The sequence below is a fragment of the Azospirillum sp. RU38E genome, from assembly GCF_900188385.1.
Taxonomy (GTDB): domain Bacteria; phylum Pseudomonadota; class Alphaproteobacteria; order Azospirillales; family Azospirillaceae; genus Niveispirillum.
Window position 1 is genome coordinate 124,315 of sequence record NZ_FZOI01000004.1, and the last position, 18,965, is coordinate 143,279.

The following is an 18,965-nucleotide window of genomic DNA, read 5'->3' on the forward strand; positions in this document are numbered from 1 at the left end:
CCTTCCGTGCATATGAGGGGCCTTGAAGGGTTACCCTGTCCGGAGTACAGGGAAGTGAATACGCGAAGAGGTGTGCAGCGATGGCCGAAGCCGATTTGGATGAACTGGTTGCCCAGTTGGAGTCAGAGTTCCAGGATTACATCCATGACCGGCTGCAGACGATCTATGGCTGCCTGGAAGTCCTGAAACAGGGGCTGGTGACTGCCAATGAAACCTTGCGGGAATTGCGGCGTGAAACCCATTCCCTGAAGGGCGCCGGCTCCACCTTCGGCTATCCGATTGTCAGCCTGATCGCCCAGCGTCTGGAAACCTATATTGCCGATCTGAAGGATCTGGACGAAAAGCAGATCGACCATATCCAGATTTTCGCCGACCGCATCGCGGAAATGGCGGAACTGCCGGAACAGCCCGATCTGGCCACCACCAACCAGATCATCCGCAAGCTGCCGACTCGCTTTGAATTCGACATCACCGATGTTGAGGTGCAGGACGTCGAAATCATGCTGGTGACGCCCAACAAGCTGGTGGCGCGGCGGGCGGCGAACGAGCTGGCAGCCTGCGGCTTCCGCGTCAACATCGTCTCCGACCCGATCGAGGCCATTTCCATCGCCGTGCGGATGCCGCCGGATATGGTGATCGCCTCGGCGGTGATGGATGGGCTGGGCGGCATTGATCTGCTGCGCGGCCTGCGCGCCATGTCGGTAACCGAGCATGTGCCGGTCGCCCTGATGACCAGCATGGGGGCCGATCAGTTGCGTGGCGTGCCGCCCAACACGGCCGTCGTACATCTGGGCCCCAGCTTCCAGGATGATATTGCCAGCGCGATTACCCGCTTCAATCTGGGATGATGATCCCCATATAGGCGTTATCAGGTGATCGGCGCCGACAGGGCCAATCATAAACCGGTAACCGGGGATCGTTAATGTCGGGGGGAAGCGGTCGCATGGCGGCCGGGAACACAGGGCCGAACGTGGATACACAGATTCCCCCCGATCATGTCAGCCTGCCCGCCCTTGTGCCGGGCGACGCGGAAAAGCCCCGCCGCACCACCGATATCCTGTTCGATGCCGTGCGGAACGGCAGCCATGAGCGGATCAGCATCGGGGAACTGGTGGATGGCTTAGGTGAACGGGCTTTCGGCATTCTGCTGTTGCTGTTTGCCCTGCCGACGATCCTGCCAGCCCCGCCCGGCCTGTCAGCCATCACCGGCCTGCCGATTCTGCTGTTTTCCGTACAGATGATCCTAGGCAGCCCGCATCCCTGGATGCCCGGCTTCCTGCGCCGCCGCAGCTTTTTGCGCAGCGATCTGTTGAGCGTGCTGGAAAAAGCGGAACCCTATCTGCGCTGGATCGAGAAATTCTCCCGCCCCCGGATGATCCATCTGACAGAGGGCGGGCTGGAGCGAATCGCCGGATTCGTGATCTTTTTCCTTTCCGTTGTGCTGATCCTGCCGATTCCACTGGGGAACATCTTTCCATCCATCGCCATCGGGCTGATGGCGCTGGCCCAGATGGAACGCGATGGTGCCACCATGATTGCCGGCTACATCATGTCTGTCATCGCCACAATCATCGCCGCCGGTTCGGTCGCCATCGTCCTGAAAAGCATCCTGTTTGCCGTTCATTGGCTGTTCGGCTGATACTGGAACCCCTTATCAGCCCTGGGCGTTACCTTCCTGCCCTCCCCCCGGGGTAACGCGAAACGGATGATCCATGCGGCTTGCCATTGTCATGAACAGCCAGGCCGGTTCCCTGTTGCAGCGGGAACCGTCTGAGGTGATCGACCAGGTGACAACGGCCTTCACCGCCGCCGGGCATCAGGTGGATTGCGTCTGTGTTCCCGGTGCAGCAGTCGGTGCCGCGATGGAGAAAGCCGCCCGCTTGGGGGCGGACATGCTGGTGGTGGGTGGTGGCGACGGCACCATCAAGACCGGGGCGGAAATCGCCCTGCGTCATGGCATCGCCTTCGGCCTGCTGCCGCTGGGCACTATGAACCTGCTGGCCCGCGACCTGTGCATCCCGCTGGAGCTGGAAGGCGCCCTGGCGGCCCTGGCGCAGGGTGTGGTGAGGCCGATCGATGTTGCTTATATCAACGACACTCCCTTCCTCAACAATGCGGTGATCGGGCTCTATGCCCGCATGGTGCATGAGCGGGAAAAGCTGCGCCAGCGCCGGGGCTGGCGCAAATGGCCAGCCATGGGCTGGGCCCTGGTAAAGACCATCGCCAGCAACCCGCGCCTGACCGTCACCCTGGCGCTGGCCGATGGCACCACAAGGCAGGTGGATACCCATATGGTGGCCATCGCCAACAATGCCTATGAGGAAGGCTATGGCCCGGTGCCGCACCGGGAGCGGCTGGATGATGGCCGCCTCTCCCTCTATATCGGCAAGCACCGCACCCGCTGGGGGCTGGTGCAACTGTTTCTGCGCGCCCTGCTGTCAAAATGGAAGAACGACCCGGAACTGGAGGTGCATCACGTCACCGCCGCCACCGTGCATTCCCGTCACCGGCATCTGCGGGTGGCCATTGATGGCGAGCTGGAGCGCCGCCGCACGCCCCTGCGTTTTCGGATCGAGCCAGGGCAGTTGCGGGTTTGGCACCCAGTCGGGGCGGAGACCGTGCGGGAAGGTGCGGCAAGTCAGCGCGCGGGTTGATGCCGGCGGGGCCGGGGCGTAGCATCGCCGCCATCCTCATCCCACCAGCGGACCGCTGCCCATGACCAGCCTGCCCCACACGAATTTTCCCCGCACCCGCCTGCGCCGTAACCGCGCCGATGGCTGGACCCGCCGGCTGGTGGCGGAAAACACGCTGACCAGTGCTGATCTGATCTGGCCCGTGTTCGTTGTGGAGGGGGAGAATCAGCGCCAGCCCATCACCTCCATGCCCGGCGTGGATCGGCTGTCGCTGGACCTGCTGCTGCCGGCGGTGGCAGAGGCGCGCGACCTGGGTGTCCCCTGTGTTGCCCTGTTCCCGGTGGTGCCGCTGGAACGCAAGGATCCCAATGGCAGCGAAGCGGCCAACCCCGACAACCTGATGTGCCGCGCCATGCGCGCCATCAAGGAACAGGTGCCGGGCATCGGCATCTTGGGCGATGTGGCGCTGGACCCCTATACCAGCCATGGCCATGACGGCATCGTCCGCGATGGCTATGTGCTGAATGACGAGACGGTGGAGGTGCTGGTGCGCCAGTCGCTGGTGCAGGCCGATGCCGGCTGTGACATCATCGCCCCGTCGGACATGATGGATGGGCGCATCGGCGCCATCCGCGATGCGCTGGAAGCGCGCGGCCACAGCCTGACCCGCATCTGCGCCTATGCCGCCAAATATGCTTCCGCCTTCTATGGCCCGTTCCGGGAGGCGCTGCAGACCGGCGGGCTGCTGAAGGGCGACAAAAAAACCTATCAGATGGACCCGGCCAACAGCGACGAGGCCCTGCGCGAGGTGGGGATGGATATCGCCGAAGGGGCCGACATGGTGATGGTGAAGCCCGGTATGCCCTATCTGGACATTATCCGCCGGGTGAAGAGCGAGTTCGGCGTGCCGACCTTCGCCTATCATGTCAGCGGTGAATACGCGATGCTGAAGGCCGCCAGCCTGAATGGCTGGCTGAATTATGACGCGGCCTTGCTGGAGACTCTGCTGGGCTTCAAACGCGCCGGCTGTGACGCGGTGCTGACCTATGGCGCGGTCGATGCCGCGCGTCTGCTGAAGCAGGGGTAATCAATCACCGGCGGCGGAGGCCAACGCCCCCGCCGCCGGTCAATTGTTCAGATGAAATCGCTGCCCTTGGCGGCAGCAGCGCGATATTCCGCCAGCATCCGCGCCACCAGTTCCGCCACGCTGGGCGCATCATGGATGGTGCCGATGCCCTGGCCGGCGGACCAGATATCCTTCCAGGCCTTCTTCTTCGACCAATCCTCAATCGATAGGTTGGGATCGGCCTGCCCGCCGCTGATCGCCTTCGGGTCCAGGCCGTTGGCGGCGATGCTGGGCCCCAAATAATTGCCGGGAATGCCGCTGAACATCGGCGTGTAGACGATGTCTGCTGCGGAACCGTCGATCAGCATCTGCTTATAACCATCGGAGGCATTGGCCTCCGCTGTGGCGATGAAGCGGGTGCCGATATAGGCGAAATCCGCCCCCATCACCTCCGCCGCCCGCACCGAGGCACCGGATGACATGGCCCCGGCCAGCACCACCGGCCCGTCAAAGAATTCCCGCACCTCGCTCAACAGGGCGAAGGGCGACAAGGTACCGGCATGGCCGCCGGCCCCGGCGGCCACCAGAATCAGGCCATCAACACCCACTTCCAGCGCCTTCCTGGCGTGGCGAATGTTGGTGACGTCATGGAAAACCAGTCCACCATAGGAATGTACCGCCTCCACAATCCCGGTGGGCGCCCCAACGGAAGTGATGATCAGCGGCACCTTGTGCTTGACCATCAGTTCCACATCTTCCCGCAGCCGGGTGTTGGACTTGTGGACGATCAGGTTCACGCCGAACGGGGCCACCGGCTGACCGGGGTTGGCCGCCGCGTGATCGGCCAAGTCCGCCGTGATGCGGCCCAGCCATTCATCCAGCTGCCCCGGCTGGCGGGCATTCAGGCTGGGGAAGGTGCCGACAATGCCGGCCTTGCACTCCGCCAACACCAGCTCCGGATAGCTGACGATGAACATCGGCGAGGCGATGACGGGCAGCGACAGCTTCCCCTTGAACAGGCTGGGCACGGACATTGGCGGGCTCTCCCTTATTGGTTATCTGATGGACGGCATTTTAGCACGCTCGTTCGCATCGTGCCAGAAAGGGGGCGGGGCTTGTCAAGCGCGGCGGCTTGGCATCTTCACCGCTCCTGCGCGCCATGCCAGATGCGCAGGATGCGGACGGCATCCCCGGTCAGCTCATAAACCAGCACATAGGGCGGAACGACAGTCAGTTCCCGCAACCCATCAGGCCGCGGCCGCCCCCGGCGGGGGAAAGTGGCAAGGCTGTTGCCGGCGGCATAAAGCGAACGCACGACACGGGCAGCGGCAAAAGGATTATACTGGGCAATATAGCCAGCATGGCCCGCGATATCGGCCAGCGCCGTCTCAGACCATTCCACCATGGAGGCTATTTGCCAGAAAGTGGCGGGGGTGGGCGTTCCGCTCCGGTTTCAATGGCGGTCGCCAGTTTCAGCAACCACGCCGCCACCACCTCATGCGGCACGGTGCGTCCGGCGTCAAAATCGGCGCGCGCTTCGGCGATGGCGCTTGCAAAGCGCTCTTCATCCACCCAGTCGAAGATCGATTTTTGTTCAGCCATTTTGTGATGATCGCAGTTTTTTTCACTCCACACAACAGGCTCCGGCCGGGGTGCCGTTAACCACCCAACGGCCAGCACCTGCGCAATTTTCTCGCATCTTCACCCCTGGTGTGCGCAGCTTTCGGTCGCTACCATGCCCGCAATCCTTCCCGCCCAATGGGATGCGAGCATAATGAGGAGAGTGACGTAATGGCCGGTATCGAGAAGCGCATCACCGAGGAAGAGGCCCTGTTGCTGCATAGCAGCGGCCGGCCCGGCAAACTGGAGGTGACGCCGACCAAGCCGATGGCAACGCAGCGCGATCTGTCGCTGGCTTATTCCCCCGGCGTGGCGACGCCCTGTCTGCGAATCCATGAAGATCCCAGCCTGGCCTATGATTACACGGCCAAGGGTAATCTGGTGGCCGTCATCTCCAACGGCACCGCCGTTCTGGGCCTGGGCGACCTGGGGGCGCTGGCCTCCAAGCCGGTGATGGAAGGCAAGGCGGTGCTGTTCAAGCGCTTCGCCGATGTGGATGGCATCGACCTGGAGGTCGATACCCGCGACGTAGACCAGTTCATCAATGCGGTGCGCTATCTCGGCCCCAGCTTTGGCGGCATCAATCTGGAAGATATCAAGGCACCTGACTGTTTCATCATTGAACAGCGCCTGCGGGAGCTGATGGATATTCCCGTCTTCCATGATGATCAGCATGGTACCGCCATCATCGCCGCCGCCGGCCTGTTCAACGCCGTGGAAATGACCGGCCGCCGGATTGAAGATACCCGTCTGGTGATCAACGGTGCCGGTGCCGCCGCCATCGCCTGCGCCGAACTGTTCAAGGCCATGGGCCTGCCGCCCGGCAACATCACCCTGTGCGACACCAAAGGCGTGGTCTGGAAAGGCCGCACCGAGGGTATGAACCAGTGGAAATCGGCCCATGCCGTGGTGACGGATGCCCGCACCCTGGCCGATGCGCTGCAAGGTGCCGATGTGTTTGTCGGCCTGTCGGCCAAGGGTGCCGTGACGCCCGCCATGGTGAAATCCATGGCCCCCAACCCGATCATCTTCGCGCTGGCCAATCCCGATCCGGAAATCACCCCGGAAGAGGTGGCATCCGTGCGCGATGATGCCATCGTCGCCACCGGCCGCTCGGATTATCCCAATCAGGTCAATAATGTCCTGGGCTTCCCCTACATCTTCCGCGGCGCGCTGGATGTGCGGGCCAGCACCATCAATGACGCGATGAAGGTCGCCGCCGCCAAGGCGCTGGCAGCCCTGGCGCGCGAGGATGTGCCGGATGAGGTGGATGCCGCCTATGCCGGCCGCCGCCTGCGCTATGGCCCGGAATATATCATCCCGGTGCCGTTCGACCCGCGCCTGATCGTCACTGTGCCCGCCGCCGTGGCCCAGGCGGCGATGGACACGGGCGTGGCCCGCAAGCCCATCGTCGATATGGATGAATATCGCCGCGCCCTGCGCCTGCGCCTGGACCCCACGGCCGACAGTCTGCAGATCATTTCCGAGCGGGTGCGCAACAATCCCAAGCGCGTCGTCTTCGCCGAAGGGGAAGAGGAACGCACCATCCGCGCCGCCATCGCCTTCCGGTCGGGGCGCTATGGCACACCCATCTTGGTGGGGCGTGAACATGTGATCCAGGAAAAGCTGGTGAGCCTGGGGATGGCGGGAATCGAGCCGCTGGAAATCCAGAACTCGACCTTCGGCCAGCCGACCAATGAACGCTATACCGAGTTCCTCTATCGCCGCCTGCAGCGGCGTGGCCATCTGCACCGCGACGTGCAGCGCATGGTCAACCAGAACCGCAATGTCTTTGCCGCCTGCATGGTGGCCACGGGCGAAGCGGATGCCATGGTCACCGGCCTGACCCGCAGCTTCTCCGTCAGTTTTGAGGATATTGAGCGGGTGATCGATCCGGAGCCCGATCATATCGTCTTCGGCCTGTCGGTGCTGGCCACCCGTCAGCGCACCGTGTTCATCTCCGACACCACGGTGCATGAACGGCCCACGCCGGAACAGCTGGCCGATATCGCCATCCAGTCGGCCCGCATGGCCCGGCAGATGGGGCATGAACCGCGTGTCGCCTTCCTCTCCTTCAGCAATTTCGGCCAGCCGATGCGGGCGCGTGCTGCCCATGTGCGGGAAGCCGTGGCCCTGATGGATGGGCGCAGTGTCGATTTCGAATATGATGGTGAAATGTCGGCCGACGTGGCGTTGGATTATGACCTGATGAAGCGGCTTTACCCGTTCTGCCGCCTGTCGGGTCCGGCCAATGTGCTGATCATGCCGGCCCTGCACGCCGCCAATATCGGCGCCAAGCTGCTGCATAAGTTCGGCGGTGGCACGCTGATCGGCCCGCTGCTGATCGGCATGGATAAGCCGGTGCAGGTGGTGCAGATGGGCGCCAATGCCAGTGACCTGACCACCGCCGCCGTGATGGCGGCGCATGATGCGCTGGTGCGGTAAAGCGTGGCCCCATATTAAGTTTCTGTGATCCCACTGACGGGCCGGGGCGGAGGATGCTATGTCCTCCGATCCCACCCGCCAGCGGGTGAACAAGAACAACGGGTCTGAACGGGCGGTTTAATGTGGTGAAGGGTTGGCAACTGGTCCGTCCTGTGCGGTTCACGATCATCGGCCTGTTGCTGGCCGCCCCGACTGTCATCGCGGCCATCGCCTTGATCTTTGCGGGCGCTCTGCCGCCGTTGGCCGGCGCCGGCATCATCCTGTTTGTCACAGCCGCTGCCCTGGTTATCCTGCGGCTGATTTACCGGGATACCAACCGTCTGGTTCATTATGCTGATGCGTTGGGTGAGGCAAAAAAACCCGTTGCCACCCCTGCATTCGATTCCATCTCCGCCATTGCCATTGCCGGGGCGCTGGCCCGTTCGCACCAGCAATGGCTGGATCGGGATGGCGCCGATGCCGGCCGCGCGGCAGCGGCCGAGGCAGTGCTGGAAACCCTGCATGACCCGCTGATCCTGCTGTCTGGCGAACGTGATGTGCTGCGCGCCAACCAGGCCGCCCGCGCCTTGTTCGGCGAACGGATGGTGGGGCGCGATCTGGCCGGCAGCGTGCGCAACCCCACCCTGCTGGAGGCGGTGGACGCCGTGCTGGGTGGCGGGGCCTCCCGTACTGTGGAAATCCTGCTGCCAGTACCGGTGGAACGCACCCTGCAGGCGCGGGTGAAACCGTTCCAGCCGCTGGGCAGCGCCGGCCCCCGCCAGGTGCTGCTGACCCTGCATGACATCACGCTGCTGAAACGGTCAGAACAGATGCGGGCCGATTTCGTCGCCAATGCCAGCCACGAATTGCGCACCCCGCTGGCCGCCTTGATCGGCTTCATCGAAACCCTGCGCGGCCCAGCCAAGGATGACCGCGACGCCCATGAACGGTTCCTGGGCATCATGTTTGACCAGTCCAACCGCATGTCGCGGCTGGTCAATGACCTGCTCTCCCTCTCCCGGATTGAGATGGACGAGCATACGCCGCCGACCGCTGAGGTGGATGTGGCCAAGATCGTGCGCAATCTGACCGCCACGCTGGAATTACGCGCAGCAGCCCGCAAGGTGAAGTTGCGGATCGAAGGCCCCCCCGCCCTGCCCCCGGTGATCGGGGACGAAGATCAACTGTCCCAGGTGTTCCAGAACCTGATCGACAATGCCATCAAATATGGCAAGGAGCAGACGGAGGTGACCGTCAATCTGTCGATTAATGATCCCAACAATGCCGGCACCGGCATGGGCAGCAATGCCGCCCTGGCCGGGCGCATCACCCGGGGGCCGGCCATCTGCGTGGCGGTGACCGACCGGGGCGAAGGCATCGCCCGCACCCACCTGCCCCGGCTGACAGAGCGCTTCTACCGCGTCGATCCTGCCCGCTCCCGCGCCCTGGGCGGCACCGGGCTGGGGCTGGCCATCGTCAAACATATCGTCAACCGCCATCGCGGTCGGCTGATCATCGACAGCGAGGTTGGCAAAGGCAGCACCTTCACCGTGCTGCTGCCGGCGGTGAAGGTTGCGGCTGAAGATGATGTGAAGAAGGCGGGATAAACCCCTTCCCTCCCCTACCCCAGCCACCGCGCCGCGAGATAACCTGCCGCCGCTGTCGTGGCGGAAACAGCGGTCCCCCAGGCCATATCCACCAGGGACACGGTCCAGGGCCATCCCCGGATGGTGGCAAGGTTGGTGATGTCATAGGTGCCATAGGCCAGCAGACCCAGCAGCGCCCCATAAAGGGCTGCCTGCCAAACGCCACCCTCGCGCAGCGCCGGCAGCACGGCAAAGAATACGATGCCAGCGACATAGGCCAGATAGAACAAGGCGGCGATGCCCAATTGTGGCGGGTCACGCAACAGATCACCTAACTGGCGGGCATAAAAATCGCGGGCCAGATGGCCCAGCCAGAGATAATCCAACGCCAGGAACAGCAGCAAACCACCGCCATAGGCAGCCAGAACAGGTTTCATGAAAAAACCCCATCGGAAAGAGCCCTTGTGCCAATGGCAACATAGGCCGATCCGATGGGGTTCCTATTTTTTAATCCAGGCAGGGCCTGGAATCACATCGTCGTCTTGGTATCCAGCGCATAGCCGGCGGAACGCACAGTGCGGATCACATCCTGATCGTCCGTCTCGTTCAGTGCCTTGCGCAGCCGGCGGATATGCACATCCACCGTCCGCAGTTCGACATAGACGTCGTGGCCCCAGACGATATCCAGCAATTGCTCGCGGGAGAAGACGCGGCCGGGATGCTGCATGAAATGGCGCAGCAGGGCGAATTCCTTCGGCCCCAGATGGATATCACGGCCGCTGCGCCGAACCCGGTGGGCCGCCAGATCCATGGAAATGTCGGAGAAGCGCAGCATCTCCTCCGCCAGGGCCGGGGCGGCCCGGCGCAACACGGCGCGGATACGGGCCACCAGCTCCGTCGGGCTGAAGGGCTTGGACAGGTAATCATCCGCACCGCTGTTCAGGCCGCGCACCTTGTCCGCCTCCTCCCCCCGCGCCGTCAGCATGATGACGGGGATGTCGCGGGTCTTGGGGTTGCGGCGGAGCTGGCGGCAAACCTCCAGCCCGCTCATCAACGGCAGCATCCAGTCCAACAGCACCAGATGCGGCGTCCTCTCATCGGCCAGCAACAGGGCTTCTTCCCCGTCATTGGCGGTTATGACGCGGAAACCCTCGCGCTCCAGATTGTAGCTCAGCAGGGTGACGAGATCGACCTCGTCCTCCACAACCAAAATCAACGGCTTCAAGGCGGAGTTCATGACGATTCCAGTCAAACGTCGAAGGGACGCACAGTCGAAACGGATTAACGCTGCTCAGGGGAACCGACGACAACGTCGCTATCCAACACGGTGAAGCTGGAACGGTCACCCTTCGGCCGTTCGGCGTTCAAGGGCTGGCCCTTTACCAGATAATGGATGTTTTCGGCGATGTTGGTCGCGTGGTCACCGGCACGTTCCAGGTTCTTGGCAATGAACAGCAGGTGCGTGCAGGGGGTGATGTTGCGCGGGTCTTCCATCATATAGGTCAGAACTTCGCGAAACAGGCTGGTGTAGAGATCGTCCAGCTCAGCATCGCGGTGCCAGGCGGCGATGGCCTTCTCGACATCGCGGTCGATATAGGCGTCCAGCACTTCCTTCAGCATTTCCTGCACCAGCCGGCCCATGCGCGGGATGGCGGCGGCCGGGCGCATCACCGGCAGCTGCGCCAGGGCGATGGAGCGCTTGGCGATATTGGCGGCATAATCGCCGGTCCGTTCCAGATCGGCAGAGATTTTCAGCGCCACCAGCACTTCGCGCAGATCAACGCCAACGGGCGCGCGCAGCGCCAGCATCCGGATGGCATCATGCTCGATCTGGCGTTCAAACTCATCCAGCCGGGCATCGCCCTGCATGACTTTGGTAGCCCCTTCGACATCGCGGCGGCCGACAGCCTGCACGGCCGCTTCCACCTGCGCTTCGACCACGCCGCCCATCTGGGCGATCTGGTTGGAAAGGCGCTGAAGTTCCTGCTCGAAGGATTTGACGGTATGTTCGGTGACCATGATCGGCCCCTTTGCTGGTGTGCAGGTATCTGCCCCTTTTCAGGCCGCAATGGCGGGCTGGCGGACAGGACCAGGGGGCAGCCGCGCCGCCCCGGAAAATTGGGCGCAGCGGCCCCGGCATCACCGGGGCCGCCGTCAACCGGACTCAGCCGTAACGGCCGGTAATGTAACCCTGGGTGCGTTCATCACGCGGGTTGGTGAAGATTTCTTCCGTATTGCCCACTTCCACCAGATCGCCCAGATGGAAGAAGGCGGTACGCTGGGAGACGCGGGCGGCCTGCTGCATGTTGTGCGTCACGATGGCAATCGTGAAGCTTTCACGCAGCTCGTCGATCAGTTCCTCGATATGCGCGGTGGCAATCGGGTCCAAGGCCGAGCAGGGCTCGTCCATCAGGATGACTTCCGGGCTGACGGCCACGGCGCGGGCGATGCACAGGCGCTGCTGCTGACCACCGGAGAGGCCGGTGCCCGGCTCCTGCAGGCGGTCCTTCACCTCGTTCCACAGGCCCGCGCGCTTCAGCGAACGTTCGACGATCTCGTCAAACTCATCCTTGCGGGTGGCTAGGCCATGCAGCTTGGGACCATAGATGATGTTGTCATAGATCGATTTCGGGAAGGGGTTCGGCTTCTGGAACACCATGCCAACACGGGCGCGCAGCTGCACCACATCCAGCTTGGGGTCATAGATATCCTGGCCATCCAGCAGGATCTTGCCTTCCACGCGGCAGATGTCGATCGTGTCGTTCATCCGGTTCAGCGTGCGCAGAAAGGTAGACTTGCCGCAGCCCGAGGGGCCGATCAGGGCCAGAACCTCGTTCTTATAGACATCGACATTGACGCCGTGCAGGGCGCGCTTGGCGCCGTAGAACACCTTCACGTCGCGGGCGGAGACCTTCACCGGCTGGGTGGAGACGGCTTCCGTATTCTTGGTCAGGGTCGTCGTATCCATTTTCTTACCACCGCCGTTCGAACTTCTTGCGCAGCCAGATGGCCGCACCGTTCATCGTGATCAGGAAGGCCAGCAACACCAGGATCGCGGCCGAGGTCAGTTCAACGAAGCCGCGCTCCGGCTTGTCCGCCCAGATGAAAATCTGCACCGGCAACACTGAGGAGCTGTCCAGCACCGAGGTCGGCGCCTGGGTGACGAAGGCATTCATGCCAATCATCAGCAGCGGCGCCGTTTCACCCACGGCATGGGCCATGCCGATGATGGTGCCGGTCATGATGCCCGGCATGGCCAACGGCAGCACATGATGGGTGATCGCCTGCAAACGTGACGCCCCCATGCCCAGGGCCGCCTCACGGATCGAGGGCGGAACCGCCTTCAGCGCGGCACGGCTGGCGATAATGATGGTGGGCAGCACCAGCAGACCCAGCACCAGACCACCGACCAGCGGGGCCGAACGCGGCATCCCGAAGAAATTGAGGAACACCGCCAGACCCAGCAGACCGAACACGATGGAAGGCACGGCCGCCAGATTGTTGATATTCACCTCGATCAGGTCGGTCAGCTTGTTCTTCGGCGCGAATTCTTCCAGATAGACCGCTGCCGCCACACCCACAGGCAGGGAGACCAGCAAGGTTATCATCATGGTCAGCAGGGTGCCGACCGCCGCGCCAAACAGACCCGCCAGTTCGGGATAGTTACTGTCGGACGAGGTGAAGAAGGTGCTGTTGAAGGCGGTCTTCAGATGGCCATTGGCTTGCATCTTGTCGACCCAGGCCAGCTGCCGGTCATTGATGGTGCGCTGCGCTTCCGGCAGGGTCCGGTCAATGCCGCCCTTGAGAATCTGGTTCACCCCATCGGACGTGGGAAGCCAGAGCTGCACCGTCTGCCCCACCAGGGACGGATCCTTGTCCAGGATCTTGCTGATGAATACACCGGCCACCGGGCTGACCAGACCGCGCAGGTCGCGCTTTTCCAGACGCCCCTCAACCTCGGGGAATTCCTTGTAGAGGGCGTTGTTGGCCAGAGTCTGAAGGGCACCCCGATCCCAATCGGCCGGATTGCCCGTGCCCTGGGGGTCGATGATGGCGGCATCCAGCGTGACTTCCAGCCGCATCTCCGTCTGCCAGAAGGCGCTGACGCCCCCCTTCAGCAGGGTGAACAGCAGGATGACGAGCATGATACAGGCGAAAGAGATCGCCAGGATACCGTAGATCTTGAAGCGCCGCTCCGCTGCATAACGCGAGCGGAGGCGCTTCATGGCGGCGTCGCCAGTGTGGAAGGAGGCGGACACGGGAGCGGCTGCCTGCATCGGCTCTGCGATCTCAGTCATATTTTTCCCGGTATTTCTGGACGATCCGAAGGGCGACGACATTCAGAACCAAGGTCACGGCGAACAACACCAGCCCCAGGGCGAACACCGACAGGGTCTTGGCGCTGTCGAACTCCTGGTCGCCGACCAGGATGGACTTGATCTGCACCGTCACCGTGGTGACGCTGTCCAGCGGGTTCAGCGTCAGGTTCGCCTGCAGACCGGCGGCCATCACCACGATCATGGTTTCGCCGATGGCGCGGCTGGCCGCCAGCAACATGGCGCCGACGATACCGGGCAGCGCCGCCGGTAACACCACCTGCTTGATGGTTTCCGACTTGGTGGCACCCAGACCCAGCGAACCATCGCGCAGCGCCTGCGGCACCGCATTGATCACGTCATCGGCCAGGGAGGAGACGAAGGGCACGATCATCACGCCCATCACCACACCCGCCGCCAGCGCGCTCTGCGATGACACATTCAGCCCCATCGCCGTGCCGATATCACGGATGAAAGGCGCCACCGTCAGAATGGCGAAGAAGCCATAGACCACCGTCGGCACGCCGGCCAGGATCTCCAGCACCGGCTTCACCAACGACCGCACCCGCTTGGGCGCATATTCGGACAGGTAAATGGCCGACATCAGACCGACCGGGGCCGCCACCACCATGGCGATAACGGCAACCAGCATCGTACCGGTGAACAGCGGGATGGCACCGAAGGAACCGGAAGAGCCAACCTGATCAGCGCGGATGGCCGTCTGCGGGCTCCAATGCAGGCCGAACAGGAATTCTGTCACCGGCACCTTGGTGAAGAACCGGATGCTCTCGAACAGCAGCGACAGCACGATGCCGATGGTGGTGAAAATGGCAATGGTGGACGACAGGATCAGCAGCCAGGTGACAACCCGTTCCACATTATTGCGGGCCCGGAAATCCGGATTGATCCGCGACCAGCAAAAGGCCAGCGCGCCACCCGAAAGGGCGGCCACAGCACCGAATAATGTCCAATCCGACAGACCGCGCAGATTGCGCAGGTGATCGGCAGCCGGCTGGATCGCGTCCACCACGGCAGGGTTCACATAGAGCGCCTGACCTGCCGCAAGATTCTTGATGTTGATCAGCAGCAGCTGGCGGTGGGTTTCCGTCAGGGCCGCCGTCTCATCGGCAATGTTGGACAGCAGATTCTGCAGATCGTTCGGCGGCAGCATGACCCGCGCCCAGCTTTCGATCTGCTGCGCGTTGAGCCCATCCAGCACCAGCCAGTCCATGACCGGCCCGCGCAGTGCCATCCAGACCAGCACCAGCACCAGAGCCGGCAAACCAGCCCACAGCGCCACAAAGCTGCCGTAGTAATTGGGAACAGAATGAAGGGTGGCGATGCTGCCGCCGGCGACGGTGACGGCCCGGCTGCGCCCCATCACATAACCGATAAGGGAAAGCAGCAGCAGCAGGCCGACGGTGAACGTGGCTGACATGAAAGGTACCCGTCCGCAGTCGAAGGGAGATCATCGTCACCTAGGTACGGGAAACCCGCGGCAACCGGAAGCTGCCGCGGGAACCCAATACCGGATGACAGCCTTGCCTTACGAGGCCGGCTTGGCCATCGGGGTCAGCTTCAGCGTGGCCTGCTCGGAAGCCTTGCGCTTGGCGTCCGGCAGCGGGATCAGGCCCTTATCGACCAGATAGCCTTCGGAACCCATGGCGCGCTCAGAAGCGTATTCGGCGATGAATTCCTTCAGGCCCGGGATCACGCCCATGTGCTGGTTCTTGAAGTAAACGAACAGCGGACGGGAGATCGGGTATTCCTGAGAGGAGATGGTCTGATAGGTCGGCAGCACGCCATTGACGGCCACGCCCTTCAGCTTGTCCTGATTCTGCTCCAGATAGCTGTAACCGAAAATGCCATAGGCCTTCGGGTTGGCTTCCAGGCGCTGCACGATAACGTTGTCGTTTTCGCCAGCTTCGACATAAGCACCATCCTCACGGACGGTCTTGCAGACGGCGGCGTGACGGGTGGCATCCAGCGCCTTGATGGCCGGGAATTCCTTGCAGCCCGGCTCCATCACCAGCTCAACCCAGGCATCACGGGTACCGGAGGTCGGCGGCGGGCCGAGGATTTCGATGTCGTCAGCCGGCAGGGACTTGTCGATATCGGACCACTTCTTGTAGGGGTTCGACACGATCTGGCCGTTGACTTCCACTTCCTTGGCAACAGCCTGGAACAGCTGGGCCTTGGTCACCTTGAAGTCGGCACCCTTCTTGGAGTGGACGAAGCCGATACCGTCATAGCCGATGACCAGCTCGGTGATCTGCTCAACGCCGTTCTTCTGGCAGGTATCGAACTCGGAAGCCTTCATCGGGCGGGAAGCGCCGGTGGCATCCGGGAAATCCGCGCCGACGCCGGAGCAGAACAGCTTCATACCGCCGCCGGTGCCGGTGGATTCCAGGATCGGGGCGCCGAACTTCGTGGTCTGGCCGAAACGCTCGACAACGGTCGAGGTGAACGGGAACACGGTGGAGGAACCGACGATGCGGATCTGGTCACGGGCAGCAGCCGCGCCGGCCAGGCCGACGGCGGAAACGGCGCCGAGAACGGCGGCGAGGATGAGCTTCTTGGTGGTCACAGCAATGGCCTCCGGTTTATTGGGCAGCACCCTGGAATGGAGACATCCATCCAGGTCAATGTCCCTGCTGGGTGCCGGGACCATAGCGGCGCTGCGCGAAGCAAATACTACAACAATGTTACGGTTTAATGACGCGCCCCACCGGTAGCCGCAGGGCCGCCCCGCCTGCCGATCAACCGGGCCATTCCGGAGAGGGGATTGGGGCAAGGGGATATCGATAATATTTTGATTTTAAATAGAAAAGCCACCCTCAACCCTGAAGGTGGCCTGATCGTCAGGAAGCCGGACATGCCCCTTTCGGGAAAAGTCCGCGGGGCCATGCGACAATTGCATTGCACCCTGCCCAACGCGTATCAGATGACTGGATTATGACAGTGTCAGGCAGCCGATCAAACCGGCTGGTTCAGTTTGCGCCGCACATCATAATCGTGGGTCTTGGCCCATTTCTCGATGAAGCCCGCCAGCTCCGCATCCGGTTTTTCCGGCAGCATTACCACCAGCTTCACATAGAAATCGCCGGTCACCTTGCGCTCGGCATTGGCAATGCCCTTACCCTTCAGGCGCAGCACGGTGCCACTGTTGGCCCCCTGTGGCACCTTCACGGCAACCTGGCCATCCAGAGTCGGCACTTTAATGGCAGCGCCGAGCACGGCCTCCTGCAGCGTCACCGGCACATCCAGATGGATATCATCATCCTTGCGGGTGAAGAACGGATGGCCATCGACATGGATTTCAACAATCGCATCCCCGGCCCCGGCACCACCGAGCCCCGGCAGCCCCTGCCCTTTCAGGCGCAATTTCGTCTGATCCTTGGTTCCCGCCGGCACATTGATATCAATGGTCTTGCCGGTGGACAGGGTCAGGCGCCGCTTGGTGCCCAGACACGCTTCGGTGAAGGGAACGGTAACCGAATAGCTGACATCGGCCCCCTTGGCTTTCACGCCGGAGCCGCCCCCGGTGGAATAGCGCTTGCGGGCCCCGCTGAAGAAATCGGCGAACGGATCATCATCGCCGAACGGATCGGCCCCGGCCCGGCTGCCGGAGTCGCGGCCCGCCCCGGCACCGGCATAGGCGCGGCGGAAGCTGCGGTCCGGCCGTTCGGCCCCGCTGGCATCAATCTCACCCCGGTCGAAGCGCGCCCGCTTATCCGGATCGGACAGCAGGCTATAGGCGCCATTGACCTCTTTGAACTTCAGTTCAATGTCCGGCCGACCGGGATTGACATCCGGATGGTATTGCTTGGCCAAGCGCCGGAAAGCCTGCTTGATGTCATCGGCGGAAGCCGTCCGAGTCACACCAAGGACTGTGTAAGGATCGCGCATGGTCACCACAAGCAATAGGACGTTTCAAACCATGCATCCTACCGCGCGCTCCGCTTTGGTCAAGTAAACCACGCGCAGTACACCGGTCCATGCGTATATGCGGTGACAGGGCCGGCGGGAAACCGGCCAGCCCCTCCCGTCTGGCAATCAGCTCACGATCTTCCAGCTGCCGTCCGGCTGCTGGCAGGCGCGGCCGAAAGCCTGCTCGCTGCGACCGCCGACGATGATCGTCTGCTGGTATTCGCGGCAATAGGCGCCGGTGCCCTGCTGGCGGCCTTCCGCCGTCGGGGTGACGATCACCCGGTTGGAATTGTTGGGATTATCCCAGACGATCGGCTGGTTCAGCGGCGCATTGAAAGACTGGTAGGTGTTGCGCTCCAGCGCCGCACGATCCGCCTTGTCCAGCGACGCGCCGATTTCCGACCCCAGCAAGGCACCCAGCACGGCACCGGCACCGGTCGCCCACAGCTTGCCCGAGCCGCCACCGATCTGGCTGCCGGCCAGACCACCGATCAGACCGCCCAGCACGGCGCCGCCAGTCTGCTTCTGACCAGCATTGCTGTTCTGACACCCCGCCAGCATGGCCACCATGGCGGTGGCGATCACGACCTTCTTCAGCATTTTTGACCTCATCTTATATGCCCCCCCTGGGGAAGGGTCCGCCTGCTTACACGCGGCGGGGGCCGACCGACAGGCGGCTCCACGCGGAAAGTGGCGAACACAGCCATGCGGGGGGAGGCATGGACATTCGTTCAACAGGGCTTATCCTCCACCGAAATTCAGGCGCAACTATGACAAAGATCATCCCGATGTCCCTTGCAGACGCCACCGATCCCTTTGTCCAATTCCAGACCTGGTTTGCCGAGGCGGAAGCCACCGAGGTAAACGACGCCAATGCCATGTCGGTTGCAACGGTGGGTGAAAATGGCCGCCCGTCGCTGCGCATTTTGTTGCTGAAGGGGTTTGACCAGCGCGGTTTCGCCTTTTTCACCAATATGCAGAGCCGAAAGGGTGACCAGCTGGCCGCAAATGCGGTCGCCGCCTTGACCTTCCATTGGAAGTCGCTGCGCCGGCAGGTGCGGATCGAAGGGCTGGTGGAGCTTGTGACCCCGCAGGAAGCGGATGAATATTTCGCTTCCCGCCCGCGTGGCAGCCAGATCGGCGCCTGGGCCAGCCAGCAATCCCGCCCGCTGGACAAGCGGGAGACGCTGGAAGCGGCGATCCGCGAGGTGGAAGCCCGCTATGAGGGCCAGCCCGTGCCGCGTCCGCCGCATTGGTCGGGTTATCGTGTCGTGCCGGACTATATTGAGTTCTGGCAGGATCGCGAATTCCGCCTGCATGATCGCATCGTCTTCACCCGCACCGACGGGGAATGGGCGAAGCAACGCTTCTATCCGTAAACCCGGCAGGG

The 18,965-nt window shown here is 62.8% G+C and carries 19 protein-coding genes; 7 read left to right on the forward strand and 12 right to left on the reverse strand.

Features of this window, described 5'->3' with window-relative positions; translation table 11 throughout:
• Positions 1-80 precede the first annotated feature (80 nt).
• From CHB97_RS10285 to hemB, 4 genes are all read left to right on the forward strand, one after another.
• On the forward strand, positions 81-848 hold the full coding sequence (locus CHB97_RS10285) for an Hpt domain-containing protein (protein ID WP_089287880.1): 768 nt from the start codon (positions 81-83) through the stop codon (positions 846-848).
• 95 nt (positions 849-943) lie between these two features.
• Positions 944-1,639 (forward strand): exopolysaccharide biosynthesis protein, encoded by a 696-nt coding sequence (locus CHB97_RS10290; protein WP_160105746.1) that lies wholly within the window; start codon positions 944-946, stop codon positions 1,637-1,639.
• 73 nt (positions 1,640-1,712) lie between these two features.
• A complete protein-coding gene (locus CHB97_RS10295) occupies positions 1,713-2,654 on the forward strand; it encodes a diacylglycerol kinase family protein (protein ID WP_089287882.1) in 942 nt (313 codons plus the stop codon).
• A gap of 61 nt (positions 2,655-2,715) precedes the next feature.
• Positions 2,716-3,720: a porphobilinogen synthase gene (gene hemB / locus CHB97_RS10300; RefSeq protein WP_089287883.1), complete on the forward strand. Its 1,005-nt coding sequence runs from the start codon at positions 2,716-2,718 to the stop codon at positions 3,718-3,720.
• 47 nt (positions 3,721-3,767) lie between these two features.
• Here hemB and CHB97_RS10305 read toward each other — a convergent pair whose 3' ends face one another.
• The 3 genes from CHB97_RS10305 to CHB97_RS10315 all read right to left on the reverse strand — a co-directional run bounded on the left by CHB97_RS10305 (position 3,768) and on the right by CHB97_RS10315 (position 5,301).
• Positions 3,768-4,733, reverse strand: coding sequence for a nitronate monooxygenase family protein (locus CHB97_RS10305; protein WP_089287884.1), 966 nt, complete (start codon positions 4,731-4,733; stop codon positions 3,768-3,770).
• A gap of 107 nt (positions 4,734-4,840) precedes the next feature.
• The gene (locus tag CHB97_RS10310; protein ID WP_089287885.1) at positions 4,841-5,104 is read right to left on the reverse strand and encodes a type II toxin-antitoxin system RelE/ParE family toxin; all 264 of its coding nucleotides are present in this window, start codon (positions 5,102-5,104) and stop codon (positions 4,841-4,843) included.
• A gap of 5 nt (positions 5,105-5,109) precedes the next feature.
• The gene (locus CHB97_RS10315; RefSeq protein WP_200819888.1) at positions 5,110-5,301 is read right to left on the reverse strand and encodes a hypothetical protein; all 192 of its coding nucleotides are present in this window, start codon (positions 5,299-5,301) and stop codon (positions 5,110-5,112) included.
• A 189-nt stretch (positions 5,302-5,490) separates the two neighbouring features.
• Between CHB97_RS10315 and CHB97_RS10320 the strand changes: the two genes are divergently transcribed.
• Entirely contained in the window at positions 5,491-7,764 is a 2,274-nt protein-coding gene (locus tag CHB97_RS10320; RefSeq protein ID WP_089287886.1) for an NADP-dependent malic enzyme, read from the forward strand.
• A 152-nt stretch (positions 7,765-7,916) separates the two neighbouring features.
• Positions 7,917-9,350 carry an ATP-binding protein gene (locus CHB97_RS10325; protein ID WP_244559491.1) on the forward strand — a complete coding sequence of 478 codons (1,434 nt, stop codon included), beginning with the start codon at positions 7,917-7,919 and terminating at the stop codon, positions 9,348-9,350.
• A gap of 14 nt (positions 9,351-9,364) precedes the next feature.
• Here the strand turns inward: CHB97_RS10325 and CHB97_RS10330 are convergent, their stop codons facing one another.
• The 9 genes from CHB97_RS10330 to CHB97_RS10370 all read right to left on the reverse strand — a co-directional run bounded on the left by CHB97_RS10330 (position 9,365) and on the right by CHB97_RS10370 (position 18,175).
• A complete protein-coding gene (locus tag CHB97_RS10330) occupies positions 9,365-9,766 on the reverse strand; it encodes a DUF2177 family protein (RefSeq protein WP_089287887.1) in 402 nt (133 codons plus the stop codon).
• Between the two features lie 92 nt (positions 9,767-9,858).
• Positions 9,859-10,566, reverse strand: a complete 708-nt coding sequence (gene phoB / locus CHB97_RS10335; RefSeq protein ID WP_089287888.1) for a phosphate regulon transcriptional regulator PhoB — start codon at positions 10,564-10,566, stop codon at positions 9,859-9,861.
• A 44-nt stretch (positions 10,567-10,610) separates the two neighbouring features.
• On the reverse strand, positions 10,611-11,348 hold the full coding sequence (gene phoU / locus CHB97_RS10340) for a phosphate signaling complex protein PhoU (RefSeq protein WP_089287889.1): 738 nt from the start codon (positions 11,346-11,348) through the stop codon (positions 10,611-10,613).
• A gap of 145 nt (positions 11,349-11,493) precedes the next feature.
• On the reverse strand, positions 11,494-12,297 hold the full coding sequence (gene pstB / locus CHB97_RS10345; protein WP_089287890.1) for a phosphate ABC transporter ATP-binding protein PstB: 804 nt from the start codon (positions 12,295-12,297) through the stop codon (positions 11,494-11,496).
• 4 nt (positions 12,298-12,301) lie between these two features.
• Positions 12,302-13,627 (reverse strand): phosphate ABC transporter permease PstA, encoded by a 1,326-nt coding sequence (gene pstA / locus CHB97_RS10350; RefSeq protein WP_089287891.1) that lies wholly within the window; start codon positions 13,625-13,627, stop codon positions 12,302-12,304.
• Positions 13,620-15,083, reverse strand: coding sequence for a phosphate ABC transporter permease subunit PstC (pstC, locus tag CHB97_RS10355; RefSeq protein ID WP_089287892.1), 1,464 nt, complete (start codon positions 15,081-15,083; stop codon positions 13,620-13,622). Before pstC ends, pstA begins: the two co-directional genes overlap by 8 nt.
• 108 nt (positions 15,084-15,191) lie before the next feature.
• Positions 15,192-16,232, reverse strand: coding sequence for a substrate-binding domain-containing protein (locus CHB97_RS10360; protein WP_244559492.1), 1,041 nt, complete (start codon positions 16,230-16,232; stop codon positions 15,192-15,194).
• 389 nt (positions 16,233-16,621) lie between these two features.
• Positions 16,622-17,554, reverse strand: coding sequence for a DnaJ C-terminal domain-containing protein (locus tag CHB97_RS10365; protein WP_089288108.1), 933 nt, complete (start codon positions 17,552-17,554; stop codon positions 16,622-16,624).
• Between the two features lie 147 nt (positions 17,555-17,701).
• Positions 17,702-18,175, reverse strand: a complete 474-nt coding sequence (locus tag CHB97_RS10370; RefSeq protein WP_089287894.1) for an RT0821/Lpp0805 family surface protein — start codon at positions 18,173-18,175, stop codon at positions 17,702-17,704.
• Between the two features lie 188 nt (positions 18,176-18,363).
• Here CHB97_RS10370 and pdxH point away from each other — a divergent pair, with 188 nt between their 5' ends.
• Entirely contained in the window at positions 18,364-18,954 is a 591-nt protein-coding gene (gene pdxH / locus CHB97_RS10375; protein WP_089287895.1) for a pyridoxamine 5'-phosphate oxidase, read from the forward strand.
• The last annotated feature ends 11 nt before the right edge of the window (positions 18,955-18,965 follow it).